The organism is Bacteroides eggerthii, assembly GCF_025146565.1.
GTDB lineage: Bacteria > Bacteroidota > Bacteroidia > Bacteroidales > Bacteroidaceae > Bacteroides > Bacteroides eggerthii.
The window spans coordinates 398,642-421,523 of record NZ_CP102258.1; the positions used below are offsets into that span (position 1 = coordinate 398,642).

Consider the following 22,882-nt stretch of genomic DNA (forward strand, 5'->3'; position numbering starts at 1 on the left):
TTTGGGGGTCACTTCAAACTTCGATAGGGATAATTTTCAATTTTGGGGACTTGTTAGACAGTCTCATTATCTGGTAGCAGTTTACACAGCACCGGATCGTTTTTGATACGCTCCAGTTCCTCCTGCACAATCTGCTTCACCTCTTCCTTGATGCGCCGGTAGTTCGCCTGCACCGTTTCCTTCATGCGGTCGTTGCCGTCCTCGTCCGTGAAGTTTGTAATGACGGGAATTTTCTTGTAGGCACTTTCTTCCCGTTTCACCTTTTCGGCATCCACCACAATCTCGCAATGAAAAATCTTCTGCTCGATACGCTCGTTGAAGTTGTCGGATACAGAACCGACAAACATTCCCTGCGTAAGCCCGGAAATCTTACTCGGTGGAATGAGCGCGTCCATCTGCGTGTTGATGGAGGTGGAAACATCCTGCCGGTTGATGGAGATGGACTGCCGTTTCTGCAACACCTTACCGAACCGCTCGGAGAGCGTCTTGGCTGTTTCCCCCACCACCTGACCGGAGAAAATATTGCCGACAGTGTTCATCACCACTTTCGCCTCTTTGTCCCCGTAGTCACGCACTAACTGGCTGAAATCCTGAAAGCCCAGACACACGGCAACCTTGTTGCTTCGGGCGGTAGCTATAAGATTGTCCAACCCTTTGAAGTATATTGTGGGCAACTCGTCGATGATGACCGATGACTTCAGCATCCCCTTCTTGTTGATGAGCTTCACGATACGGGAATTATACAGACCGAGTGCCGCACCGTAGATATTCTGACGGTCGGGATTGTTACCCACGCAGAGGATTTTCGGCTCTTCGGGATTGTTGATGTCCAGCGTAAACTCGCTGTCTGACATCACCCAGTAGAGCTGCGGTGAAATCATCCTCGAAAGCGGGATTTTTGCCGACGCTATCTGACCCATGAGCTGCTCCGCAGCCCCTCCAAGCCACGCATCCATGAACGGCGAAAGGTAGTTCTCCAGCTCCGGATAAGAGGTCAGTATCGGAAATATATCCTCGTAACGGCGGTTCAGAAACTCGATAGCATGGGGAAACGTGCAAAACTTCCCGTTCTGATAGATTTTGAGATACCAGATAATACTGGCAAACAGAATGATAGGTGACTCCACGAAGAAGTCGCCCTGCTTTTGCACCCACGTTTTATTGAGGTTGAGCATTATTGTGTAGGCACTCTCATAGGCATCCGTAATATCTTCCATAAAATCCGGGTGAATGGGATTGCACCGATGAGAGCGTCGCGGGTCGTCGAAGTTGATCACATAGAACTTCGGCTTTACCTTGTAGCCGTCCGGGTGGTTCAGCAAATGGTTGTAGGCAATAGTAGATAGGTCGGGATACTTGAAATCGTAGATGTATTGACTAAAGCCCTTTTCAATCTGTTGCTTGATAAAATTGTTTACCACGGCATAGGACTTGCCGCTGCCCGGCGTACCCAACACGATGGACGCACGGAAGGGATTAACTACATTGATCCAACCGTTGTTCCAGCGTTTCCTGTAATAGAAACGTGTCGGCAGATTGACCGAATACTCGCTTTCGATAAGCCTCGTTTCCTGCATGAAACTCTCGTTCTCGTTGTTGAAAACATCCTCCATCAAATTGTGTTTCAACAGGCGGCTCATCCACAGACCACCCATCAACAGGCAGACATAGCCCGTTCCAATGGTAAGGACATACAGTCCCGTCACCGCTTCAAGCGGCAGCGGCAGGGGCAGCAACCACCAGTTCAGGAAAAACAGCACGAACCCGACGGCAAATGCTGTCCAGATTCTCCCCCAAGTGATTTTCTCACCCTTGACACCCTTCGTACCCAGACAGGACAAGGCAAGCAAAAGGACGGAAAACAGCTTCGTGTAGAGAATGGAATGGAACAGCCCCGCCGTGCGGTCGAAGTTCAGAAGGATTTTGTCCACCACGCCGATGTTCACGCCCCACAGCCGGATGGCTTCGTAGCAGAACCAGTACACGTTCATGACCACTAAAATGATACTCACGGCACGCAGAAAATCCATGATTTTCGCCAATGCCCTCAAATCGTCTTCTTGTTGTGACATACATTGATTTTTTAATTGTTGATACTCTGATTACATACCCAAGCCCTTGCGTTTTTTCTTCTTTTTGCGCTTCATCGCCCGGATGAAAGCCTCTTCCTCGGCATCTACCGCCGGACCTTCGGGAGTGAGCAAGCCCATACCGCCCGATATATCTTCACTGTCGTAGGCGGTCTGCCCGTGTGCCTTGTCCGCAGCATCCACAGGGATGGATAGCGGTATCGGCGGTTGTCCGGCGTATGGCAGGGTGAAGTGTTCCTGCAAGGCATTCGCCGAAAGCTCCTTACCCATGCGCGAACCGTTCAGCACGCATCCCGTGCGGTGGTCGATGAAGGTAGCCCCATAGATGCGCCCTTCCTCTGTGTAGCGCAGTACGGTGTCGATGCCCTTCTCTTTGAGTTGGGATACAAATTTGTCCTTGTCATAAGTGCCTTGCAGCACGGAAAGGACGGTGCGTTTCGTCATGTCTGCCAGTTTCCTATCCTTGATTTCCGATTTGGAACGGACAAACTTCTTCTGTACGGCTTCATAGCCTGCGGACTTCCCGAAAAGCGAGGATTTGAACGGGTTGCCCACCTTGTTACCCTTGTCGTCCGTGACGGAATAGACCAGCCCGTGATACTCCCGTCCGCGCACGTTGCCCCTCGCTTCCTCCACCGTCATATTATATAAGGAAAGGAGCGCACGGTATTCGCCCATCGTCTGGAAACGGTACTGCCCATTCAGAGCCTTCACGGTGTTGCCTACCTGCTTCTTCACATCACCTGCCGATGCGGCCACCTTGCGCAACGGATTATCCAATCTCTGATTTTTACGTTCTGCCGGATGCAATCCGTACTTCTGTTCCAGTTCCCTGCGGATACGGTCGCTGCGGCGGTAGAGAAAATCCCGGTTGAGCCTTTTCCCGTTCTCGTCCACGTTGACCGTCACGATGTGCAGGTGGTGGCGGTCGATGTCCTCGTGCTTGAATACAAGATAAGGCTGGTTTCCGAAACCGAGTTTTTCCAGATACTCGCGGGCGATATTCTGCAACTCAATATCGGTCAGCACATCCTCCGGGTGCGGGTTGAGAGAGATATGCACCACCGGCTTCTCGATCTTCATCTGCGGTGGCAGGAAGGTGAGAAAACCCTCCATCGCCTTGCCTATGTCCACCGTTCCCGAACCGTCATTGTAGATGCGGTTGGTGGTGAGAAGCCGCCCCTGCGCCTCGTTAATCTTCTCCCCGTTGTAGGCAATCGCGCCGTACAACGAACTTCCTACACTGATTTTTGCGACCATTTTGCCTCCATTTCCCTTGAAAGTTCCACAATCCGGCGGCTCAGTTTCACGAGTTCGACGGTGTGTTGCTCTAATTTGTAGAGCAACGCCATCGCCTTTTTCTCTGAAAAATGCAGCCTCAGTTCCTTCACGACTTGGTTGTAATTCGTACCCACGGCACGGAATTGTGCATGAAAATCCGACAGTTTGGTGTAATAGTCCACCAACGTCTTGTCCACCTTCAGCACCTTGAACGGTTGCCCGAAGAAGTGCGCTTTGAGGAAAACAGACCGTGCATAGACACCCGATTTTCCGAACATGGCGAGGAAACGGTTGTGTTCCTCCTCGTTGAAACGGACGGTGTACCGGTACACCGCCGGATCAAGTTTGGGATTTCTCCCTGATTTGCTTTTCCTTTTCTCTTTCATATTACTTTGGATTTAGCGGATTGACGGCATAAGCCGCCGCTTCGGATTACAGCACCGCAGTTCTGAAAGGCTTCCCGACTTCGGAGGGAAAGCCCGCCCCCTGCAAGGGCAAGTGCTTTTCGTGGCTGCTCAAAATATTTTGAGCGGCTGAAAAGACATCTTGCTATGTTCAGGTGAACATAAAAATCCGTCAGGGGACGGATTGGGAAAATACCTTTCAGGACTCCGGGCCGCGCGTCATCGGCGAACCCTGCTGTCCGGGTGCAAAGTTACGCCCTTAAAGCGGTATCGGACAGATGCTTGACCCGGTCAATGACTGCCAACCGGCGCAACGTGCCGCCACTTGCCGGAGAAGTGATACAGGTTCCAAAATATACTTGTTTATTTGCAGCATGATTCAAGAAACGAACGATTTGAAGATATGATAAACGGAACATTCAAATACCCGGAAATCCGCTTCTTCGGATACTTGCCGAAACGGATACCCGAACCGTCGGAAACCCGGTTCTCCGACAATTCGGTGACGTATGGATTCAATGACTTCATGACGCAATGTCGTCAATCACCATTTGTCCGACGCACCGCTTCACCACAGAACCGGATACGCGACGACCCGCCTGCGTGTGTAGTCACGGAAGCGGATGGTGCGACAGCCAAATCCGTATGGAAACAGAAAAACAAATCATCAACAATTAAAATAAATGGAACTATGAGTAAGGAAATCTTCGTTGCATTCGCAACACAGAAAGGTGGCATCGGCAAATCCACTGTCACGGCACTTGCCGCCAGCTACCTGCACAACGTGAAAGGCTACAATGTCGCCGTCGTGGACTGCGACGACCCGCAGCACAGCATCCACGGGCTGCGCGAACACGAAATGGGGCTTATCGACAGCAGCACCTACTTCAAGGCTCTCGCTTGCGACCATTTCCGCCGGATCAAAAAGAACGCCTACACCATCGTCAAAAGCAATGCGGTGAACGCCCTCGACGATGCCGAGAGGATGATTGCCACTGAGGACGTGAAACCCGACGTGGTGTTCTTCGACATGCCCGGCACACTCCGAAGCAACGGCGTGATAAAGACGCTCTCGCAGATGGACTACATTTTCACTCCGCTGAGTGCCGACCGCTTTGTCGTGGAGAGTACCCTGAAATTCGTCACGATGTTCCGCGACAGGCTGATGACTACCGGACAGGCGAAAACAAAGGGGCTGCATCTGTTCTGGACGATGGTGGACGGCAGGGAGAGGAACGACTTGTACGGCATCTACGAGGAAGTGATAGCCGAAATGGGCTTTCCGGTACTTTCCACCCGCTTGCCCGACAGCAAGAAGTTCCGCCGTGACCTTTCGGAAGAGCGCAAGAGCGTTTTCCGCTCCACCATCTTCCCGATGGACACGGCACTGCTGAAAGGGAGTGGCATCCGGGAGTTTTCCGAAGAGATAAGCGACATCATCAGACCGCAGTGAGCATGGGCAGCAGGAAAGTGAACACGGAAGGCATCGACGAGGAACTGCTGTTAGCCTCCATCGGGCGGCGCACACAGGACGGGACACTGCGCCCCGCACAGGAAGTACCCGCAGCTGCACCGACCGAAGAGGACACCGCCGCACCGGAACCATCTCCTGTGCAACCCGTAACACGGGAAAAAGCGCAGAGGGAAAGTGGACGCCGGAAAAGGCAGGACGAGGACTACAACGAGCTATTCCTGCGCCGCAACGAGATAAAGACCCGCCAATGTGTCTATATCAGCCGTGACGTCCACGGCAAGATCCTCAGAATCGTGAACGACATCGCCGGAGGGGAAATCTCAGTAGGCGGATATGTGGATACCGTGCTGCGCCAGCATCTGGAACAGCACAAGGAGAGAATCAACGAACTGTACAAGAAACAACGTGAAGATCTGATTTGAAAATGGAAAAAGAAATGACACCGAATGAAAAAAGACCACAGCAAGACTGCGGAGGTATGTTTACCCAAGTGCAGGCGAGTGTGGAAATACTGTCGCCTGTCCCGGTAAGCGGCAAATGCAGTGAGAAGGACTATGAACGCCTGTTCATCCGCGACCCGGAAGTAAAGGCACGTGAGGGGAAGATGGCGTATGTGCGCCCGGAGTACCACGAGCGTATCATGCGTATCACCCGTGTAATCGGGCATGACCGGCTTACGCTGTCCGCTTACATCGACCATGTGCTGACGCACCACTTCAACCAGTGCGAAGATGCGATAAAGAGCCTTTATGCCCGAAATTACAATTCAGTATTCTAACCAAAAACGGAAGGATATGAATTACACAATCAGCATGACAGACATTCTGCTGGCGGTATCGGTCGGCTGCAACCTCTGGTTCCTGTTCCTGCTCCTTTACGAGCGCATCATGGACACGCGGATTGTCCGCTTCTTCAAGGGCATTGTCGGATTATGGCGGTCACTGGACGGGAATGAGGCTAAACGCATAGCGGCACACGAGGAAGTCCCTGCGGAAAAGGCGGACATCATCGGCAAGAGCCGTTTCAGGATGGCATCCACCCGGACAACCGCTGCCATACCGACGCAAGAAGCCGCCACTATTGAAAAAGGCATTGAGCTGTCGGAGGAAGAGGCTACTTTTGACGACGGAAAAACGGGAAACGCATCCCGCCCGGCACAAGTCCCGGAGGAAAAACTCGATGAGACCTTCACGAGCATACCGCCGGAGGAACTGGGATACGGGGACGACGAACCGGAAGAGGACGCCTCGGACACGCCACGGGCTTCGGGCAGCAGCTTTGACGAGATTGACGACGCCTGCAAGACCGCCAAAAACCCGGACGCGACACAGGCGGAACGTGAAAAGGCGGCTAAGGTGTTCACCGACATGGAGGGCACGGAGTTGTACGAGAAAATGATGGAAGGCTCTTCGGAGATAGGCATCCGCATCAAGGGGCTTATCGAGATTCGGCTGAAGAAATCTGAAAAGGAGTTCGTCGTGCCGGACAACATCGAGGAGTTCGACATTCGCAACTATGTATGACAACAATAAAAGAAATGAACATGAAAGAATGACATCAACCCACGCGGCGAGGAAACGCAAGGCGCATCCCCATCCGCAACGGACACGCCCACGTCCGTGGAAACAAACGGGCATCCACTAAAACCAAAGTAAAGAAACAAAGTATCAACCGCCCGACAAAGGACCATCCACCCTTTTGACGGCAAAAAACAAGAACAGTTTATGAACAAGAACATCTTGAAAAACAGAAAAGCAATCCTCTCCGCGGCACTTGTCATCGCCGCAACCGCCTCCGCTTTCGCGCAGGGAAACGGCATCGCGGGCATCAACGAAGCCACCTCTATGGTGAGTTCTTATTTCGACCCCGGAACTAAACTGATATACGCCATCGGTGCAGTCGTCGGGCTTATCGGGGGCGTAAAAGTGTACGGCAAGTTTTCATCGGGCGACCCCGACACCAGCAAGACAGCCGCCTCGTGGTTCGGCGCGTGCATCTTCCTGATTGTTGCCGCCACCATCCTGCGCTCATTCTTCCTTTAATAAATAATGTATGGCTGAATACCCAATCAACAAGGGTATCGGCCGTCCGGTAGAGTTCAAGGGCTTGAAGGCACAGTACCTCTTCATCTTCTGCGGAGGTCTGCTGGCTCTCTTCGTCCTGTTCGTCATCCTCTACATGGTCGGTATCGACCAGTGGATATGTATCGGCTTCGGCGCGGCATCGTCCTCCCTCCTTGTATGGCAGACCTTCGCGCTGAACGCCCGGTACGGTGAACACGGGCTGATGAAATTAGGAGCGGCACGGAGCCATCCCCGATACCTTATCAACCGGCGGCGGATAACCCGTCTGTTCAAACGACAACGAAAGGAAGAAAGACAATGAGGAATACATCGAAAATGACAACACTGGAAAACAGGTTCCCACTTTTAGCGGTGGAGCATGGCTGCATCATCTCAAAGGACGCCGACATCACGGTGGCTTTCGAGGTGGAACTACCGGAACTTTACACCGTGACGGGTGCGGAGTACGAGGCGATACACAGTTGCTGGTGCAAGGCTATCAAGGTGCTGCCGGACTACTCCGTCGTCCACAAACAGGACTGGTTCATCAAGGAACGCTACAAACCGGAGCTTCAGAAGGACGACATGAGCTTTTTAAGCCGCTCTTTCGAGCGTCACTTCAACGAGCGTCCGTACCTGAAACACACCTGCTACCTCTACCTGACCAAGACAACAAAGGAGCGTAACCGGATGCAGAGCAATTTCAGCACGCTGTGCCGGGGACATATCATCCCGAAGGAGCTGGACAGGGAAACCACGACCAAGTTCTTGGAAGCCTGCGAACAGTTCGAGCGCATCATGAACGACAGCGGGCTTGTCAGGCTGCGCCGCCTCTCCACCGATGAGATTGTGGGTACTGAGGGAAAGACGGGACTTATTGAACGCTACTTCTCGCTCATGCCGGAAGGTGACACCACCTTGCAGGACATCGAGCTTTCGGCAAGGGAGATGCGCATCGGCGACAACCGCCTGTGTCTGCACACCCTCTCCGACGCGGAAGACCTGCCGGGCAAGGTGGCTACCGACACCCGTTACGAGAAGCTCTCCACCGACCGGAGTGACTGCCGACTGTCATTCGCCTCCCCGGTGGGGCTTCTGCTCTCCTGCAACCATATCTACAACCAGTATGTGCTGATAGACAACAGTGAGGAAACCTTGCAGAAGTTCGAGAAGTCCGCCCGTAACATGCAGTCGCTATCTCGCTATTCAAGGAGCAACAGCATCAACCGCGAGTGGATAGACCAATACCTGAACGAAGCCCATTCCTACGGACTGACCTCGGTACGGGCACACTTCAACGTCATGGCGTGGAGCGACGATGCGGAGGAACTGAAGCATATCAAGAACGACGTGGGCAGCCAGTTGGCAAGCATGGAATGCGTGCCGCGCCACAACACCATCGACTGCCCGACACTCTACTGGGCGGCGATACCCGGCAATGCGGCGGACTTCCCGGCGGAAGAGAGTTTCCACACCTTCATCGAACAGGCGGTGTGCCTGTTCACAGAGGAAACCAACTACCGCAGCTCGCTCTCGCCCTTCGGCATCAAGATGGTGGACAGGCTCACGGGAAAACCGCTGCACCTTGACATCTCCGACCTGCCCATGAAGCGAGGTATCACGACCAACCGCAACAAGTTCGTGCTGGGTCCTTCGGGCAGCGGCAAGTCTTTCTTCATGAACCACCTCGTGCGCCAATATTATGAGCAAGGCGCACATGTGGTATTGGTGGACACGGGAAACTCCTATCAGGGCTTGTGCGGCATGATCCGACGCAAGACAGGCGGAGCGGACGGTGTGTATTTCACCTACACGGAAGATAAGCCCATCAGCTTCAACCCGTTCTACACCGACGATTACATCTTCGACGTGGAGAAGAAGGACAGCATCAAGACCCTGTTGCTGACGCTCTGGAAGTCGGAGGACGACAAGGTGACAAAGACGGAGAGCGGCGAGCTGGGCAGTGCCGTGAGTGCCTATATTGAGCGCATCCAATCCGACCGTAGCATCGTGCCGTCGTTCAACACCTTCTACGAGTATATGCGTGACGACTACCGCAAGGAACTGGCACAGCGTGACATCAAGGTGGAGAAGTCCGACTTCAACATCGACAACATGCTCACCACCATGCGGCAGTATTACCGGGGCGGGCGTTACGATTTCCTGCTCAACTCCACGGAGAACATCGACCTGCTCGGCAAGCGGTTCATCGTCTTCGAGATAGATTCGATTAAAGAAAACCGCGAACTGTTCCCCGTCGTGACCATCATCATCATGGAAGCCTTCATCAACAAGATGCGGCGGCTGAAAGGCGTGCGGAAACAGCTTATCGTGGAAGAGGCTTGGAAGGCCCTCTCATCGGCGAACATGGCTGAATATCTGCGCTATATGTATAAGACGGTCAGAAAATATTACGGCGAGGCAATCGTGGTGACGCAGGAGGTGGACGACATTATCAGTTCTCCGGTGGTCAAAGAGAGCATTATCAACAACTCGGATTGTAAAATCCTGCTTGACCAAAGGAAATATATGAACAAGTTCGACCAGATACAGGCGTTGCTCGGACTGACGGAAAAGGAGAAGTCGCAGATACTCTCCATCAACATGGCGAACAACCCTTCACGGCTCTACAAGGAGGTGTGGATAGGCTTGGGCGGCACGCAGTCGGCGGTCTATGCCACGGAGGTCAGCGCGGAAGAGTATCTGGCGTACACCACCGAGGAAACGGAAAAAGTGGAGGTTTACCGTCTGGCGGAGAAGCTGGGCGACGACATCGAAGCCGCCATCCGGCAGCTTGCCGAAAGGCGGAGAAACAAGGAATAACTAAAAAACAGAATGTATCAACCAAAAAAGAAAAACGCGTATGAATTTACCAAAAGTGAAAATGCTGCAAGTCAGCAAGTGCCTTATCGGATTGGCGGTCATGATGCTGCAATCCTGCGACGTGGCCGACAACCGCCGCGACATGCTGTGCGGGAACTGGGAGAGCGTGGAGGGAAAACCTGACGTGCTTATCTACAAGGAGGGCGAAGCCTACAAAGTGACGGTGTTCCGTCGTAGCGGTCTGCGCCGCAAGCTCAAGCCGGAAACCTATCTCTTGCAGGAGGAGAACGGCAACCTGTTCATGAACACCGGCTTCCGCATCGACGTGTCCTACAACGAGGCCACGGATGTGCTGACTTTCTCGCCAAACGGGGACTATGTGCGGGTGAAGCCGCAGCCGGGACATCCGACCGAAGAATAACAACCACTAAAATCCAAAGTAACATGAGAACAAGAATAACAATGATTATCTGCCTGTGCCTGCTTTTCGCGGGCAGGGCAAGCGCACAGTGGGTCGTAAGCGATCCGGGCAATCTAGCGCAGGGCATCATCAATGCCTCCAAAAACATCATCCATACCTCCAAGACCGCCACGAACATGGTGAGCAACTTTCAGGAGACGGTGAAAATCTATCAGCAGGGCAAGAAGTATTACGATGCCCTCAAATCGGTGAACAATCTGGTCAAGGACGCCCGCAAGGTGCAGCAGACCATCCTGATGGTGGGCGACATCACAGACATCTATGTGAACAGTTTCCAACGGATGCTCCGTGACGGGAATTTCAGACCCGAAGAGCTTTCCGCAATCGCTTTCGGCTACACGAAACTGCTGGAGGAAAGCAACGAAGTGTTGACGGAACTCAGGAACGTGGTGAACATCACCACGCTCTCCATGACCGACAAGGAGCGCATGGACGTGGTGGAACGCTGCCACTCGAAGATGAAGCGTTACCGCAACCTCGTGAGCTACTACACGAACAAGAACATCTCCGTGAGTTACCTGCGTGCGAAAAAGAAGAACGACCTCGACCGCATCATGGGGCTGTACGGGAACATGAACGAAAGATACTGGTAGCCTATGAAGTTCGACAACCTTCATCAGATTTTACGTTCACTTTATGAGCAGATGATGCCGCTGTGTGGGGACATGGCTGGTGTGGCGAAAGGCATCGCCGGGCTGGGTGCGCTGTTCTACGTCGCCTACCGGGTATGGCAGTCGCTGGCGAGAGCTGAACCGATAGACGTATTCCCGATGCTCCGTCCTTTTGCCATCGGTCTGTGCATCATGTTCTTCCCGACTGTGGTGCTGGGCACGATAAACAGCATCCTCTCACCCGTCGTACAGGGCACGGCAAAGATGCTGGAGGCGGAAACGCTGGACATGAACCGATACCGGGAGCAGAAGGACAAACTGGAATACGAGGCGATGGTACGCAACCCCGAAACCGCCTACCTCGTGTCCAACGAGGAATTTGACAAGCAACTGGAGGAACTCGGCTGGTCGCCCTCCGACATGGTGACGATGGCGGGAATGTATATCGACCGGGGAATGTACAACATGAAGAAGAGCATCCGCGACTTCTTCCGCGAGATACTCGAACTGCTGTTCCAAGCCGCCGCCCTCGTGATAGACACCGTCCGCACCTTCTTTCTCGTGGTGCTGGCGATTCTCGGTCCGATAGCCTTCGCCCTGTCGGTATGGGACGGTTTCCAAAACACGCTCACGCAGTGGATATGCCGCTATATACAGGTCTATCTGTGGCTACCGGTATCGGACATGTTCAGCACCATACTGGCGAAGATACAGGTTCTGATGCTGCAAAACGACATCGAGCGGATGCAGGCAGACCCGAACTTCTCGCTGGATTCGAGCGACGGGGTGTATATCGTATTCCTCTGCATCGGCATCATCGGCTACTTTACCATTCCCACCGTTGCGGGCTGGATTATCCAAGCCGGAGGCATGGGCGGTTACGGTCGCAACGTGAACCAGATGGCGGGACGAGCCGGAAGCATGGCGGGCAGCGTGGCGGGTGCAGCCGCAGGAAACGCAGTCGGACGTGTCGGCAAATTGCTGAAATAATCAATGTGCAATCATAAATTGGAAAATATAAATGGAATTCAAATCACTTAGAAACATCGAATCGTCGTTCAGGCAGATACGCCTGTTCGGTATCGTCTTCCTCTCGCTGTGCGCCGTGGTGACGGTGTGGAGCGTGTGGAACTCCTACCGTTTCGCAGAGAAGCAACGGGAGAAAATCTATGTGCTGGACAACGGCAAGAGCCTGATGCTCGCCTTGTCTCAGGATTTGTCGCAGAACCGCCCGGCGGAGGCACGGGAACATGTGCGCCGTTTCCACGAGATGTTCTTCACGCTATCACCTGAAAAAAGCGCGATTGAACACAACGTGAAACGTGCCTTGCTGCTGGCGGACAAGAGCGTGTACCACTATTATTCGGACTTCGCGGAGAAGGGGTACTACAACCGCATCATCGCCGGGAACATCAACCAAGTGCTGAAGGTGGACAGCGTGGTGTGCGACTTCAACGCCTATCCCTACCGTGCCGTGACCTACGCCACACAGAAAATCATCCGGCAGAGCAACGTCACCGAGCGCAGCCTCGTGACCACCTGCCGCCTGCTGAACGCATCGCGGTCGGATGACAACCCGAACGGTTTTACCATCGAGGGTTTCACCATCATTGAGAACAAGGATTTACAGACTATCAAACGGTAACAGGACATGAAAAGTATCAGAAAATCAATGTGGGGCATGTATTGGAAACTCCACGACAAACGGAAACGCTTGGCGGCAAGTCTCAAAGGGTATCTGGACGGCTTGCCGCCGGAAACACGCCGCCGCATCGTGCTGGGGATGTTCGCCGCCTTCGCGGTGCTTGCCCTTTACACCTTCGGCAGAGCCGTCTATGACATCGGCAGGAACGACGGCTCACATATGGAAACGGGACACGCCGGACGGGTGGAACTGCCGACCCCGGCGGAAACAGGCAATCACTTAACACCTTATTTATATGGAACAGACAAAGAATGAACCGACGAAAGAGAACAAAGCTGCTCCCGAAACGGGGAAACCGAAAAAGGAGCGCGAACCGCTGACAGAGGCGCAACGGCTGAAACGGCAGAAGATGATCGTGCTGCCCGCTATGGTGTTGGTGTTCATCGGGGCGATGTGGCTGATATTCGCCCCGTCCTCCGGCAAGGAGCAACCGCCGGGAACGGACGGATACAACACCGAGATGCCCGACGCTGACAAGGCGAACCGGCAGATTATCGGCGACAAGCTGAAAGCCTACGAGCATGGGGAGATGGAAGAGCGTCAGGAGAGCCGCAACCGTGCCATCGGGCAGCTGGGCGACATGTTCGACCGCGAGATAGCGGGAACGGAGAACGGAGTGGACTTCGACCTCGCCAATCCGGGCGGCAAGGAAGAAAGGGCAAAGCCAGCCACGCCGCAGACCATCCAGTCCTCCGCAGCCGCCTACCGTGACCTGAACGCCACGCTCGGAAACTTCTACGACCAGCCGAAAAACGACAATGCGGAGATGGACGAATTGTTGGAGCGCATCGCATCGCTGGAGTCGGAACTGGAAAGCGAGAGGGGCAAGGCTTCCTCTATGGACGAGCAGGTGGCTCTTATGGAGAAGTCCTACGAGCTGGCGGCAAAGTACATGGGCGGTCAGAACGGAGGACAGCCATCGGCGGAACAGAGGGCAGAGCCAACTACCGTGCAGAAAGGGAAGAAGAACAAGGCAATGCCTATCAGACAGGTGGAGCATCAAGTAGTTTCTTCACTCTCACAGCCTATGAGTAACGCGGAGTTTGTCGCCGCCTTATCGCAGGAACGCAACCGGGGTTTCAACACGGCTGTCGGCACGGCGGAGGTATTGGACAGGAACACCATACCGGCGTGCGTGCATGGGGCGCAGAGCGTGACGGACGGGCAGACGGTAAGGCTGCGCCTGCTGGAGCCTATGGCGGTGGCAGGCAGGACAATACCCCGGGGTGCGGTGGTGGTCGGCACGGGCAAGATACAGGGTGAGCGGCTCGACATCGAGATTACCTCGCTGGAATACGACGGCACGATTATCCCCGTGGAGCTTGCGGTCTATGACACGGACGGACAGCCCGGCATCTTCATCCCGAACTCGATGGAGATGAACGCCGTCCGGGAGGTCGCCGCCAACATGGGCGGCTCGCTGGGAAGCAGCATCAACATCTCCACCAATGCCGGGGCGCAGCTCGCCTCCGACTTGGGCAAGGGGCTGATACAAGGCACGAGCCAGTACATCGCCAAAAAGATGCGAACCGTCAAGGTGCATCTGAAAGCCGGGTACAGGGTCATGCTTTACCAAGAAAAATATTGAAAACAATAAAAATTACCACTAAAATCCAAAAGTAATGAGAAAAGTAATCATCATGTTTGCCCTCGCTATGGGCATCATAACTGCCAACGCGCAGGAGAATGTAACCGTTGAAACGACCAACGGAAGTGAACAACCGACCTTGACGAAGGAGGTCTATCCGCAGAAGGAGGCGGACGGCGACCTATATCACGGGCTGTCACGCAAGCTGACCTTCGACCGCATGATACCGCCGCACGGTCTGGAAGTGACCTACGACAAGACCGTCCACGTCATTTTTCCGGCGGAGGTGCGCTATGTCGATTTAGGCTCGCCCGACCTGATTGCCGGGAAAGCCGACGGAGCGGAGAACATCATCCGTGTGAAGGCTACCGTAAGGAATTTTCCCAACGAAACGAATATGTCCGTCATCACGGAGGACGGCAGTTTCTACACCTTCAACGTGAAGTACGCCGCCGAACCGCTGTTGCTCAACGTGGAGATGTGCGACTTCATCCATGACGGCAGCACGGTGAACCGCCCGAACAACGCGCAGGAAATCTATCTGAAAGAGCTGGGCAGCGAAAGCCCGATGCTGGTGCGCCTTATCATGAAGTCCATCCACAAACAGAACAAGCGCGAGGTGAAGCATATCGGCTGCAAGCGTTTCGGCATCCAATACCTGTTGAAAGGCATCTACACGCACAACGGCTTGCTTTATTTCCACACGGAGATAAAGAACCAGAGCAACGTGCCTTTCGATGTGGACTACATCACTTGGAAAATCGTGGACAAGAAGGTTGCGAAGCGTACTGCCGTGCAGGAGCAGATTATTCTGCCGCTCCGCGCGCAGAACTACGCCACCCTCGTGCCGGGCAAAAAGAGCGAGCGCACGGTCTTCACGATGGCGAAGTTCACCATCCCCGATGACAAGTGCCTCGTGGTGGAATTGAACGAGAAGAACGGCGGCCGTCACCAGTCCTTCGTGATTGAGAACGAGGATTTGGTACGCGCGGGTACCATCAACGAACTTCAAGTACGCTGACCATGAGAAAGTACATCGCAATAATCATCGCGTCGCTTGCCCTTTTTACAGGGCAGGCGCACGCCCAGCGGTGTCTGCCGAAGATGCAGGGCATCGAGGTGAGGGCGGACATGGCGGACGGCTTCAATCTCGGCGGCAAGGACGGCGGGTACAGCTTCGGGGCGGCTCTCTCCACCTACACGAAGAAGGGGAACAAGTGGGTGTTCGGTGGCGAATACCTGTTGAAGAACAATCCCTACAAGGACACCAAGATACCCGTGGCGCAGTTCACGGCGGAGGGCGGCTATTACTTCAAGATACTGTCGGACGCCCGAAAGATTGTTTTCGTCTATGCCGGGGCTTCGGCTCTCGCCGGATATGAGGCGGTAAATTGGGGGAAGAAGGTGCTGCATGACGGCTCCACGCTGCACGACCGGGACGCCTTCATCTACGGCGGTGCGCTGACGCTCGATGTGGAGTGTTACGTGGCAGACCGTATCGCCCTGCTTGCCAACCTGCGGGAGCGTTGCCTTTGGGGTGGCGACACACGGAAGTTCCACACGCAGTTCGGGGTCGGTATCAAGTTCATCATCAACTGACACGGGCATGGAAAGGACGGAAATAGATGCTGTCAGAAGGATGCCGCTTGCGGATTTTCTCGCACGGCTGGGGCATGAGCCTGTCAGAAGGAGCGGTAACGAGCTGTGGTATCTTGCCCCGTACAGGGGCGAGCGCACATCCTCTTTCCGTGTGAACGTGGCGAAACAGCTCTGGTACGACTTCGGTTTGGGCAAGGGCGGCGACATCTTCACGCTTGCCGGGGAGTTTCTGCAAAGCGATGACTTCATGAAGCAAGCGAAGTTCATAGCGGAAGCCGCCAATATGACGGTTGCCGGATGGGAAAAGCCCGTCTATCTCTCGAAGCCGACCGAATCCGTTTTTGAGGATGTGGAGGTCGCTCCGCTGCTCCGCTCACTGCTGACGGAGTATTTAGAGGAACGGGGCATCCCTTACGCCATCGCATCCCGTCACTGCTGCCGCTTGAACTACGGTGTGCGTGGGAAACGGTATTTTGCCGTTGGCTTTCCGAACATGGCAGGTGGCTATGAAGTCAGAAGCCGATATTTCAAGGGTTGCATACCTCCGAAGTCTGTATCACTGGTAAAGGCGAATGACATCCCGGCTGACGAGTGCCTCGTGTTCGAGGGCTTCATGGACTTTCTCTCTGCCGTGACGCTTGGTGTAACCGGTAACGCTGACTGTCTTGTGCTGAACTCAGTCGCCAACGTGGAGAAGGCGGCGGGATTGCTGGACGGATACGGGCGCATCGGCTGCTTCCTCGACCGTGACGAAGCCGGACGGCGGACGCTTGCCGCACTTACCATGCGATACGGGGAACGTGTCACCGACCGTTCCTCCCTCTATGACGGTTGCAAGGACTTGAACGAGTACCTGCAACTGACAACGAAAAAACAGAAAAACAACCATCTAAAAATCGAAGAACAATGAACATACTGAACAACAGAAACAAGAGAACATCAATATTCAAGGCAGTGGCGTTATGCCTGATAGCCGCCATGTCATTCACCCTCGTGTCATGTGACGATGACATGGACATCCAGCAGTCCTATCCCTTCACGGTGGAGGTCATGCCCGTGCCGAACAAGGTAGTAAAGGGGCAGACAGTGGAAATCCGCTGTGAACTGAAAAAGGAGGGCGACTTTTCGGGTACGCTCTATACCATCCGCTATTTCCAGTTCGAGGGGGAAGGCTCGCTCAAAATGGATAACGGCATCACCTTCCTGCCTAACGACCGCTACCTGCTGGAGAACGAAAAATTCCGCCTGTACTACACGGCGGCGGGTGATGAGGCGCATAATTTCATCGTGGTGGTGGAGGATAACTTTAGCAACTCCTACGAACTGGAATTTGACTTCAACAACAGGAATGTAAAGGACGACGATCTTACCATCGTTCCCATCGGCAACTTCAGCCCCTTGTTGAAATGATGCGTGTATTCATGACAATGCTCTGTTCACTTCTGACGGTCTGTTCTGTGTCCGCGCAGATCAGCCGCCAAGAGGGAACGGACGGGCAGGCGGCAATCTACCGACTGCCGCTTATGGAACGTGCTTTTTTATGCTGCCGCTACTTTGAAGGCTGGCACTCAGAAAAACACTACCCATACGTCGGTTGGGGTCACAAACTTTTGCCAAACGAGAAGTATTCGGCACGAACCATGACAAAACGGGATGCGGATGAACTTTTGCGGAAAGACCTGCGCAAATTTGTCGCCATGTTCCGTAAATTCGGGGTTGATTCGATTTTGCTTGGCACGTTAGCTTACAATGTGGGACCGGCGAAGCTGTTAGGCAGCAAAACAATCCCCAAAAGCACCTTAATCAAGAAGCTGGAAGCTGGTGACAGGAACATCTACCGTGAGTATATAGCCTTCTGCAACTACAAAGGAAAACGCCACGCCATGCTGCTCAAACGGAGAAAGGCGGAGTTTGCGCTGTTGTATATCCCATAAAAGGACTGACAAAACTGGCAAAAGACGTGCCATATTTAACTTGGCACGTCTTTTGCTCTATCACTTGATAGATTATCGTAGGATTTTCTCGTTAATTGACATCGTTGAGCCATTTTTGCCTATCGGTTTCCAAATAACACTTCAAGTTGTAAGTGTTGTGAGAGCAATACAAAACATAGTTATTAACCATAAAAAGTATAGCGAAATTATGAAGAAAGTATTTAGGAAAATTCAGAAAGGAACAACAAAAATGATTGAACGTATCAAATCGTTGGGGGAAATGGAGACGAAGCAGAAATGTGTAGTTCAACGGTTCGAGATTATCATTCCCCTCCACCAAAAAATAACGACCCAATATATAGCCTCCGCAAGTTTTACTTGCGGATTTTTTAGTTATCGCAGATTGGACAAAGGTTTCTTTGCTACTTTCTTTGTCCGCCATCATGCTCACTGAAAGAAAGTAGGGCGGCTCTCGCCGCCCCGCCACTCAAAAGCGTGTGTAAAGTCCCGTCACCATCGTGAACATTTCCTCCAGCATATCAAAATAGATACCCTCGTGTACGGCAATGTCCTTTGTCTTGCACTCAAAGGTCTTTTTGCTGAACGTCCTGCGGTAGAAGCGCATATTGTAGAGGTCTGCCCCTTCGTCATAGATGATGTCAAGGCGGTTGGCACTTGTTTTGTTCCTTGCAAGGCTCATCCGTAAGCCGTTGCCCATATCTATGAAATCACGGCTACCTGTCATGGCGGTGAAGCGTTTTCCGCCTATCTGCTGTAATATCGTCTTGGCTATCATATCTTTTGTTTTTAGGGTTTTAAGTATTGGCGGTGCGGACACCGCCATCCCGTTCAAAATTCTCGCATTTCGGAAATGGGGGTCTGCCGTTGTAGCCACTCTTTCACACATTCCATATTGTACTCGCTCGTGATGACTGCCGTATGGCTGTCGGTGGCGGTGAAACGTGTGCTTTCGTAATCATCTATCCACCCCTTGAGGGTGTCCGTTCCCCACGCTCCGGTATCGTCAAAGATACCGTCCAATGCCGTGATAGGTTCGCTGAACTTGACTATCAGCGTTTGATAGGTCGTGTTCATAGTCTGTCCTCCTTTCCCTTCTTTGCGTTCAGCCACTTGTCCCGTGCGGCTCGGCACTCGTCCAACGTGGGTTTGACACAAGAGAACAATTCTCTGTCTATGGGGTGGCGGTAGTCGTACTGCACAAGTGTCCGCCTGCGTCTTCCGATACCCGATTGGAAACGCTCGTATTTCTCCGTACCTGCTTCCGCGCAGGTGCTTACTCCGTTGATGGTCATTCGTGTTGTCATAATGTTGCTTTTTAGATGGTTAAAAATGTACTGACAGAACTCTGTTCTTCATCACCATTTCGGGGTTGCTTGTGTAGCGTTGGTGCAGGTAGAAATGGTGTGAGCCGAAGCCGTAAAGGAAAAACTTGTCAAGTTCGTGCTTCTCGGCAAACTCCTTTACGCTCTTTCTCAATTCCCCCTCACTCGTTGTGAGAGTGAGGAGGTTCACAAATTCAAGGAACATCGTGGGGATTGCATCATCCCACACACAAATCATACTTTCAATTCTTACTTCCATATCAATGTTGTTTTAGGGGTTATGCTATGCCGCTTTCATCCGCTCACGGATAAGGTTGGCGTTCTTGTTCACAAGGTCTATGATGCGCTCGTGATATTCGGTGTCCTGGTTGTGCTTGCCGTGGCACTGCACCACTTCGAGGGTTCGCAAGTCCACCTCTACGGTTTCAATAATCTCATCGCCAATCCTTGCCGATAGTATGAGGGTGTCGGCTTTCTTGTAGTATCCACTGCCAAACACGCAGATGCCCTGCGTCTTGCCCTCGTTGTAATACTCGTCTATGCTTTCAAGCACCTTGACGATTATTTCCTCGTCCGTGATTACCAAGCCGAAGAATTTGGATTTGTTGGCGATGAAATCCTCCGCATCTTTCTTTCGTTGGAGTTGTCGCTGTTGCTCACGCTCACGCCTTTCAATCTCCCAACGGCGTTGCTCTGCGGCTCTTTCCTTCTCGTGTATGGCTTCAATTTTTCGGGTTGCGTTGTCGTGTGCCGCCATGAAATCTTCGGGACAGATGTTCTTCGGGTTACGGAGGTCTTGACCGAGTTTTTTGAGCATACGCAGATAGTCGCACCACATTGAGAGGTTGTCTATCTGATACTTGTGACGCTTGGCAATCAGATATGATGCCCAACATTCATCGGCAGTACGGGTATTGAAAAGAAAGTGTTTCATGACCTCAATCTCACCGCCTTTCATAAGGGTTTCAATTCTTGGGTCTGAAAGCAAGGCTTTGAAAAGACGCACGGGGGAGATGCCGTGGAAATCGCCCTTGAAGCCGTTACGTCTGAGTTGGGGCAATATCCTCATCTTTGGATATGCACAGCTTCTTGCCACCACATCATCGTATAGGCTGTTGTGCGGTCTTACCTCCATATCGCTGCCTAATGCCCACACATCGCAATAGCAGAAAAGGAAGCCACGGAGCAACGCCATGTCCGTAACCTTGCCGTCGGGTGAAATCCAACGCTGCACGACCTCGTGGCAGTAGAAACGCATCGGTTCGCCTTTCCTGCTCTCGCATCTGACCTGCGCCACGCGGATTACCTGATACCCTTTGCAGGTGGTTATCACGCTGAAATTCTGCGTTTCCTTGTAGATGCGTCTGCGTGTGTCCTGCACTTTGAGTTCGGCATGGCATTTGGGGCAGGTGCAGCCTTCAAGGGTGTCGCATAGTCCGCTGTCGCTGTGCCACTCGTGACCGCAGTCGGAACAGGTGATGTTCCCTTTCTTGGTGCGGTAGCCGATATGCTCAACGCAGTGGCGGTATGCCCAATCTATTTGTGTCGCTGATATGGGGCGAAGGTTGGCGGAAAGTCTTGCCACCTCTTTCTGTATCTTGGTCTTCGGTTTCATAAGCCTAAATCAAATAATGAGGGTTGGGGTTGGTTTTCTTTTCTCGCTGACGGTCTGTGGCGGTTCTGCAACTTGCGGAGTTCCTCCTCTTGGTATTTGCGGACAGCGTTCTGACGTGCCTCCGCCTTTTCCTCTGCCGTGAGTTTCACAACGTGGTTCACAACCACTTGGCAGTCCATCGGTTTGCCCACCTCTATCTCGTTTTCCTCATAGTAGTGGATGGCTTGCCCGAATATCTCTCCGTCCGTGAAACCGTTGCAACCGCTTTTCTGCACATAGTTCAGAATGTGGGTCACGCACTCGTCCATGTTCTTGGCAGGGTTGCGGTACTTCTTTGCAAATAGCGCATCTTCCTCCGCACGCTGTTCCAAGTACATATATATCGTTCTCTTGAAATGGTCTGTTCCTTTCATATCGCTGTCATTTTTAGATTATCTGTTTCAGTATCTCTCTCCAATAGGTCGGCTCTACCTCGCTGAGAAGGAAGTCCATGAAATCCCTCCGTGCGTCCTTGTTCAGTTCGTGGTACAATCTTCGGAAAGTTTCAAAATTGCCGTTGATGTACGTTTCCACCATATACACGAAGATGTTGTCCACCTCGTAATATCTGCACTGCTGCGCTGCCGTCTTGCTGTTTCTTTTTGCCATGTCGGTAAGGGTTAAAGGGTGAATAACCAAAGGATGAAGCCAAAGAAGGCAATGGTGGAAAGGATAGCCACGATTACACCTATCGCCACTCGGAACACTCCGTTTACAATCTCTCTGATGATGCCCCAAAGGATGCCGAACACCCCGAAGGCGGTGCGCATCATCAAGCCGCATATCGCCAACCCGATGTGTTGCGCCATTTGTCTGAAATTTGCCGTTGCCGTCATATCTTCGCTGTTTTTGATTTTTTTGTTTTTAATGCGGATTCAAGAGCTGAGGGAGTTGAGTTTCAAACTATCTTATCTGCCTCTCGTTTATCCGACATTTTTTTTATGCGTCTTTCTGTCGCATCGGTCGTTTTCGTTTCGGGTGCTTGAAAAGGTAGGGATTAGGGAATGCAAGGTTTTTCGGTCAAAATACTACCCGCAGGGCTGGAGATTTTTACCGAAAACAGGAGGCTTGACCTTGCTTTCCCGTCCAATCCCGGAATTACCTTTGCGCCCAGAACGAAAATGACTGACTGATGCGGCTTACTGAAAGGCGCAAAATGGAGGTAAACGAAAACAGAGGCAGATTGTGTAGAAAAAAACTTCAGGGGAAAATCCGTAAAAAAAAGAATCACCAAAAGGAAAAAGACATCACCGGAAGCGTGAAAAGGGCAAACCACAACAAAGGAAGTATGATTGTTTCCGATCCGACGGAACTTGTTCAGCCGGGTGGCAACAATCATTCTTCCCGGTTTGTCCGGCTGTGTGTGGGCGCCTGTTTCATTCATGGGGCAGGCTGACACACTCTGCATTCACTTTCCGCTTCCGGCAAAAGAGACAGCGAAAAAAGAAAAATCATTTGAAAACCCGTAAAAGCACCTCTTGGCATAGGCGCAAAAGAAAGGGGCATTGCTTCATCTGTCTAAACATCGTTTAGGCGTGAGGCAATGCCCTTTTCTCCAGCTATGCGGTAGTCGGCACACGTTTGTTCCAAACTCGTTTTGGGCAATGGTGTGCCGACGGACAATACCGCTTTTACGGAAAATTCTTATGAATGAGGGGATAAAAAACGGGAGTTTATATCAAAATCTCGAATTAAATAGCTACTTTTGCATACGAAGAGTTCTTTGAAGGTTACGCAACGCGCAGAAGGATAATGCAGTAGATAACTAACTAAATCGTAACCTATTACTATCAAGAGCAATTAACCTACGCTCATTTCCAATAAATTACACT

Annotated in this window: 31 protein-coding genes; 20 read left to right on the forward strand and 11 right to left on the reverse strand. The window is 52.5% G+C overall.

Features of this window, described 5'->3' with window-relative positions:
• Window positions 1-53: 53 nt before the first annotated feature.
• The 3 genes from mobC to mobA are packed head-to-tail and all read right to left on the reverse strand — an operon-like array spanning window position 54 to window position 3,757.
• Window positions 54-2,072: a conjugal transfer protein MobC gene (mobC, locus tag NQ546_RS01735; RefSeq protein ID WP_004291482.1), complete on the reverse strand. Its 2,019-nt coding sequence runs from the start codon at window positions 2,070-2,072 to the stop codon at window positions 54-56.
• Window positions 2,073-2,102: 30 nt separating this feature from the next.
• Window positions 2,103-3,350: a conjugal transfer protein MobB gene (gene mobB / locus NQ546_RS01740; RefSeq protein ID WP_004291483.1), complete on the reverse strand. Its 1,248-nt coding sequence runs from the start codon at window positions 3,348-3,350 to the stop codon at window positions 2,103-2,105.
• Window positions 3,329-3,757, reverse strand: coding sequence for a conjugal transfer protein MobA (gene mobA / locus NQ546_RS01745; RefSeq protein WP_004291488.1), 429 nt, complete (start codon window positions 3,755-3,757; stop codon window positions 3,329-3,331). The genes mobB and mobA overlap by 22 nt, the downstream gene beginning before the upstream one ends.
• Window positions 3,758-4,178: 421 nt before the next feature.
• Here mobA and NQ546_RS01750 point away from each other — a divergent pair, with 421 nt between their 5' ends.
• The 19 genes from NQ546_RS01750 (at window position 4,179) to NQ546_RS17325 (ending at window position 18,507) form a co-directional block, all read left to right on the forward strand.
• Window positions 4,179-5,228: a ParA family protein gene (locus NQ546_RS01750; RefSeq protein WP_004291492.1), complete on the forward strand. Its 1,050-nt coding sequence runs from the start codon at window positions 4,179-4,181 to the stop codon at window positions 5,226-5,228.
• A 2-nt stretch (window positions 5,229-5,230) separates the two neighbouring features.
• Window positions 5,231-5,671, forward strand: coding sequence for a DUF3408 domain-containing protein (locus NQ546_RS01755; protein WP_004291503.1), 441 nt, complete (start codon window positions 5,231-5,233; stop codon window positions 5,669-5,671).
• A gap of 2 nt (window positions 5,672-5,673) precedes the next feature.
• The gene (locus NQ546_RS01760) at window positions 5,674-6,027 is read left to right on the forward strand and encodes a DUF3408 domain-containing protein (protein ID WP_004291505.1); all 354 of its coding nucleotides are present in this window, start codon (window positions 5,674-5,676) and stop codon (window positions 6,025-6,027) included.
• Between the two features lie 16 nt (window positions 6,028-6,043).
• Entirely contained in the window at window positions 6,044-6,772 is a 729-nt protein-coding gene (locus NQ546_RS01765; protein ID WP_004304280.1) for a hypothetical protein, read from the forward strand.
• A gap of 201 nt (window positions 6,773-6,973) precedes the next feature.
• The gene (locus NQ546_RS01770) at window positions 6,974-7,291 is read left to right on the forward strand and encodes a DUF4134 domain-containing protein (protein ID WP_002560983.1); all 318 of its coding nucleotides are present in this window, start codon (window positions 6,974-6,976) and stop codon (window positions 7,289-7,291) included.
• A 10-nt stretch (window positions 7,292-7,301) separates the two neighbouring features.
• Entirely contained in the window at window positions 7,302-7,634 is a 333-nt protein-coding gene (locus tag NQ546_RS01775; protein ID WP_004291514.1) for a DUF4133 domain-containing protein, read from the forward strand.
• Window positions 7,631-10,135, forward strand: coding sequence for a TraG family conjugative transposon ATPase (locus tag NQ546_RS01780; RefSeq protein WP_004291515.1), 2,505 nt, complete (start codon window positions 7,631-7,633; stop codon window positions 10,133-10,135). Before NQ546_RS01775 ends, NQ546_RS01780 begins: the two co-directional genes overlap by 4 nt.
• 40 nt (window positions 10,136-10,175) lie before the next feature.
• Window positions 10,176-10,556 (forward strand): DUF3876 domain-containing protein, encoded by a 381-nt coding sequence (locus NQ546_RS01785; RefSeq protein ID WP_004291516.1) that lies wholly within the window; start codon window positions 10,176-10,178, stop codon window positions 10,554-10,556.
• 23 nt (window positions 10,557-10,579) lie between these two features.
• Window positions 10,580-11,209, forward strand: a complete 630-nt coding sequence (locus tag NQ546_RS01790; RefSeq protein ID WP_004304283.1) for a DUF4141 domain-containing protein — start codon at window positions 10,580-10,582, stop codon at window positions 11,207-11,209.
• A 3-nt stretch (window positions 11,210-11,212) separates the two neighbouring features.
• Window positions 11,213-12,217, forward strand: a complete 1,005-nt coding sequence (gene traJ, locus NQ546_RS01795; RefSeq protein WP_004291518.1) for a conjugative transposon protein TraJ — start codon at window positions 11,213-11,215, stop codon at window positions 12,215-12,217.
• Window positions 12,218-12,248: 31 nt separating this feature from the next.
• Window positions 12,249-12,872 carry a conjugative transposon protein TraK gene (gene traK / locus NQ546_RS01800; protein ID WP_004291519.1) on the forward strand — a complete coding sequence of 208 codons (624 nt, stop codon included), beginning with the start codon at window positions 12,249-12,251 and terminating at the stop codon, window positions 12,870-12,872.
• A gap of 27 nt (window positions 12,873-12,899) precedes the next feature.
• Window positions 12,900-13,187, forward strand: a complete 288-nt coding sequence (locus tag NQ546_RS01805) for a TraL conjugative transposon family protein (RefSeq protein ID WP_018697145.1) — start codon at window positions 12,900-12,902, stop codon at window positions 13,185-13,187.
• Window positions 13,168-14,520, forward strand: a complete 1,353-nt coding sequence (gene traM, locus NQ546_RS01810) for a conjugative transposon protein TraM (protein WP_004291521.1) — start codon at window positions 13,168-13,170, stop codon at window positions 14,518-14,520. Before NQ546_RS01805 ends, traM begins: the two co-directional genes overlap by 20 nt.
• 34 nt (window positions 14,521-14,554) lie before the next feature.
• A complete protein-coding gene (gene traN / locus NQ546_RS01815; RefSeq protein WP_004291522.1) occupies window positions 14,555-15,541 on the forward strand; it encodes a conjugative transposon protein TraN in 987 nt (328 codons plus the stop codon).
• Window positions 15,542-15,543: 2 nt separating this feature from the next.
• Window positions 15,544-16,119 carry a conjugal transfer protein TraO gene (locus NQ546_RS01820; RefSeq protein ID WP_004291523.1) on the forward strand — a complete coding sequence of 192 codons (576 nt, stop codon included), beginning with the start codon at window positions 15,544-15,546 and terminating at the stop codon, window positions 16,117-16,119.
• Between the two features lie 7 nt (window positions 16,120-16,126).
• Window positions 16,127-17,029, forward strand: coding sequence for a toprim domain-containing protein (locus tag NQ546_RS01825; protein ID WP_004291524.1), 903 nt, complete (start codon window positions 16,127-16,129; stop codon window positions 17,027-17,029).
• A complete protein-coding gene (locus NQ546_RS01830; protein ID WP_004291525.1) occupies window positions 17,026-17,529 on the forward strand; it encodes a DUF3872 domain-containing protein in 504 nt (167 codons plus the stop codon). The genes NQ546_RS01825 and NQ546_RS01830 overlap by 4 nt, the downstream gene beginning before the upstream one ends.
• Window positions 17,526-18,053: a glycoside hydrolase family protein gene (locus NQ546_RS01835; RefSeq protein ID WP_004291526.1), complete on the forward strand. Its 528-nt coding sequence runs from the start codon at window positions 17,526-17,528 to the stop codon at window positions 18,051-18,053. Before NQ546_RS01830 ends, NQ546_RS01835 begins: the two co-directional genes overlap by 4 nt.
• Window positions 18,054-18,117: 64 nt before the next feature.
• Complete coding sequence (locus tag NQ546_RS17325) at window positions 18,118-18,507, forward strand: hypothetical protein (protein ID WP_004291527.1); 390 nt, start codon at window positions 18,118-18,120, stop codon at window positions 18,505-18,507.
• A gap of 33 nt (window positions 18,508-18,540) precedes the next feature.
• Here NQ546_RS17325 and NQ546_RS01845 read toward each other — a convergent pair whose 3' ends face one another.
• From NQ546_RS01845 to NQ546_RS01880, 8 genes are read right to left on the reverse strand one after another with little or no spacing between them, the layout of a single operon-like run.
• Window positions 18,541-18,849, reverse strand: a complete 309-nt coding sequence (locus NQ546_RS01845) for a hypothetical protein (protein ID WP_004304290.1) — start codon at window positions 18,847-18,849, stop codon at window positions 18,541-18,543.
• Between the two features lie 53 nt (window positions 18,850-18,902).
• Window positions 18,903-19,148 (reverse strand): DUF6956 domain-containing protein, encoded by a 246-nt coding sequence (locus tag NQ546_RS01850; RefSeq protein ID WP_004291529.1) that lies wholly within the window; start codon window positions 19,146-19,148, stop codon window positions 18,903-18,905.
• Window positions 19,145-19,378, reverse strand: coding sequence for a DUF3873 domain-containing protein (locus NQ546_RS01855; protein WP_004304291.1), 234 nt, complete (start codon window positions 19,376-19,378; stop codon window positions 19,145-19,147). The genes NQ546_RS01850 and NQ546_RS01855 overlap by 4 nt, the downstream gene beginning before the upstream one ends.
• Before the next feature lie 19 nt (window positions 19,379-19,397).
• The gene (locus NQ546_RS01860; protein ID WP_004291531.1) at window positions 19,398-19,655 is read right to left on the reverse strand and encodes a hypothetical protein; all 258 of its coding nucleotides are present in this window, start codon (window positions 19,653-19,655) and stop codon (window positions 19,398-19,400) included.
• A gap of 24 nt (window positions 19,656-19,679) precedes the next feature.
• A complete protein-coding gene (locus NQ546_RS01865; RefSeq protein WP_004291532.1) occupies window positions 19,680-21,011 on the reverse strand; it encodes a PcfJ domain-containing protein in 1,332 nt (443 codons plus the stop codon).
• Window positions 21,008-21,424, reverse strand: a complete 417-nt coding sequence (locus NQ546_RS01870) for a PcfK-like family protein (RefSeq protein WP_004291533.1) — start codon at window positions 21,422-21,424, stop codon at window positions 21,008-21,010. The genes NQ546_RS01865 and NQ546_RS01870 overlap by 4 nt, the downstream gene beginning before the upstream one ends.
• A 13-nt stretch (window positions 21,425-21,437) precedes the next feature.
• Window positions 21,438-21,659 (reverse strand): hypothetical protein, encoded by a 222-nt coding sequence (locus NQ546_RS01875; protein ID WP_004291534.1) that lies wholly within the window; start codon window positions 21,657-21,659, stop codon window positions 21,438-21,440.
• 11 nt (window positions 21,660-21,670) lie between these two features.
• Window positions 21,671-21,886 (reverse strand): hypothetical protein, encoded by a 216-nt coding sequence (locus NQ546_RS01880; RefSeq protein WP_004291535.1) that lies wholly within the window; start codon window positions 21,884-21,886, stop codon window positions 21,671-21,673.
• 347 nt (window positions 21,887-22,233) lie between these two features.
• On the opposite strand from NQ546_RS01880, the gene NQ546_RS17440 reads away from it, so the two are divergent.
• Complete coding sequence (locus NQ546_RS17440; RefSeq protein WP_171031146.1) at window positions 22,234-22,446, forward strand: hypothetical protein; 213 nt, start codon at window positions 22,234-22,236, stop codon at window positions 22,444-22,446.
• Window positions 22,447-22,882 lie beyond the last annotated feature (436 nt).

Bases quoted from the DNA above. Each gene is read 5' to 3' on its own strand.
- NQ546_RS01785 (WP_004291516.1), top strand. From the start codon at position 10,176: ATGAATTTACCAAAAGTGAAAATGCTGCAAGTCAGCAAGTGCCTTATC.
- traN (WP_004291522.1), top strand. From the start codon at position 14,555: ATGAGAAAAGTAATCATCATGTTTGCCCTCGCTATGGGCATCATAACT.
- NQ546_RS01835 (WP_004291526.1), top strand. From the start codon at position 17,526: ATGATGCGTGTATTCATGACAATGCTCTGTTCACTTCTGACGGTCTGT.
- NQ546_RS01880 (WP_004291535.1), bottom strand. From the start codon at position 21,886: ATGACGGCAACGGCAAATTTCAGACAAATGGCGCAACACATCGGGTTG.
- NQ546_RS01830 (WP_004291525.1), top strand. From the start codon at position 17,026: ATGAACATACTGAACAACAGAAACAAGAGAACATCAATATTCAAGGCA.
- mobC (WP_004291482.1), bottom strand. From the start codon at position 2,072: ATGTCACAACAAGAAGACGATTTGAGGGCATTGGCGAAAATCATGGAT.
- NQ546_RS01865 (WP_004291532.1), bottom strand. From the start codon at position 21,011: ATGAAACCGAAGACCAAGATACAGAAAGAGGTGGCAAGACTTTCCGCC.
- NQ546_RS01870 (WP_004291533.1), bottom strand. From the start codon at position 21,424: ATGAAAGGAACAGACCATTTCAAGAGAACGATATATATGTACTTGGAA.
- NQ546_RS01780 (WP_004291515.1), top strand. From the start codon at position 7,631: ATGAGGAATACATCGAAAATGACAACACTGGAAAACAGGTTCCCACTT.
- traM (WP_004291521.1), top strand. From the start codon at position 13,168: ATGGAACAGACAAAGAATGAACCGACGAAAGAGAACAAAGCTGCTCCC.
- NQ546_RS01765 (WP_004304280.1), top strand. From the start codon at position 6,044: ATGAATTACACAATCAGCATGACAGACATTCTGCTGGCGGTATCGGTC.
- NQ546_RS01770 (WP_002560983.1), top strand. From the start codon at position 6,974: ATGAACAAGAACATCTTGAAAAACAGAAAAGCAATCCTCTCCGCGGCA.
- traJ (WP_004291518.1), top strand. From the start codon at position 11,213: ATGAAGTTCGACAACCTTCATCAGATTTTACGTTCACTTTATGAGCAG.
- NQ546_RS01875 (WP_004291534.1), bottom strand. From the start codon at position 21,659: ATGGCAAAAAGAAACAGCAAGACGGCAGCGCAGCAGTGCAGATATTAC.
- mobB (WP_004291483.1), bottom strand. From the start codon at position 3,350: ATGGTCGCAAAAATCAGTGTAGGAAGTTCGTTGTACGGCGCGATTGCC.
- NQ546_RS01850 (WP_004291529.1), bottom strand. From the start codon at position 19,148: ATGAACACGACCTATCAAACGCTGATAGTCAAGTTCAGCGAACCTATC.
- NQ546_RS01805 (WP_018697145.1), top strand. From the start codon at position 12,900: ATGTGGGGCATGTATTGGAAACTCCACGACAAACGGAAACGCTTGGCG.
- NQ546_RS01790 (WP_004304283.1), top strand. From the start codon at position 10,580: ATGAGAACAAGAATAACAATGATTATCTGCCTGTGCCTGCTTTTCGCG.
- NQ546_RS01750 (WP_004291492.1), top strand. From the start codon at position 4,179: ATGATAAACGGAACATTCAAATACCCGGAAATCCGCTTCTTCGGATAC.
- NQ546_RS01755 (WP_004291503.1), top strand. From the start codon at position 5,231: ATGGGCAGCAGGAAAGTGAACACGGAAGGCATCGACGAGGAACTGCTG.
- NQ546_RS01775 (WP_004291514.1), top strand. From the start codon at position 7,302: ATGGCTGAATACCCAATCAACAAGGGTATCGGCCGTCCGGTAGAGTTC.
- NQ546_RS01855 (WP_004304291.1), bottom strand. From the start codon at position 19,378: ATGACAACACGAATGACCATCAACGGAGTAAGCACCTGCGCGGAAGCA.
- mobA (WP_004291488.1), bottom strand. From the start codon at position 3,757: ATGAAAGAGAAAAGGAAAAGCAAATCAGGGAGAAATCCCAAACTTGAT.
- NQ546_RS01860 (WP_004291531.1), bottom strand. From the start codon at position 19,655: ATGGAAGTAAGAATTGAAAGTATGATTTGTGTGTGGGATGATGCAATC.
- NQ546_RS01820 (WP_004291523.1), top strand. From the start codon at position 15,544: ATGAGAAAGTACATCGCAATAATCATCGCGTCGCTTGCCCTTTTTACA.
- NQ546_RS01845 (WP_004304290.1), bottom strand. From the start codon at position 18,849: ATGATAGCCAAGACGATATTACAGCAGATAGGCGGAAAACGCTTCACC.
- traK (WP_004291519.1), top strand. From the start codon at position 12,249: ATGGAATTCAAATCACTTAGAAACATCGAATCGTCGTTCAGGCAGATA.
- NQ546_RS01825 (WP_004291524.1), top strand. From the start codon at position 16,127: ATGGAAAGGACGGAAATAGATGCTGTCAGAAGGATGCCGCTTGCGGAT.
- NQ546_RS01760 (WP_004291505.1), top strand. From the start codon at position 5,674: ATGGAAAAAGAAATGACACCGAATGAAAAAAGACCACAGCAAGACTGC.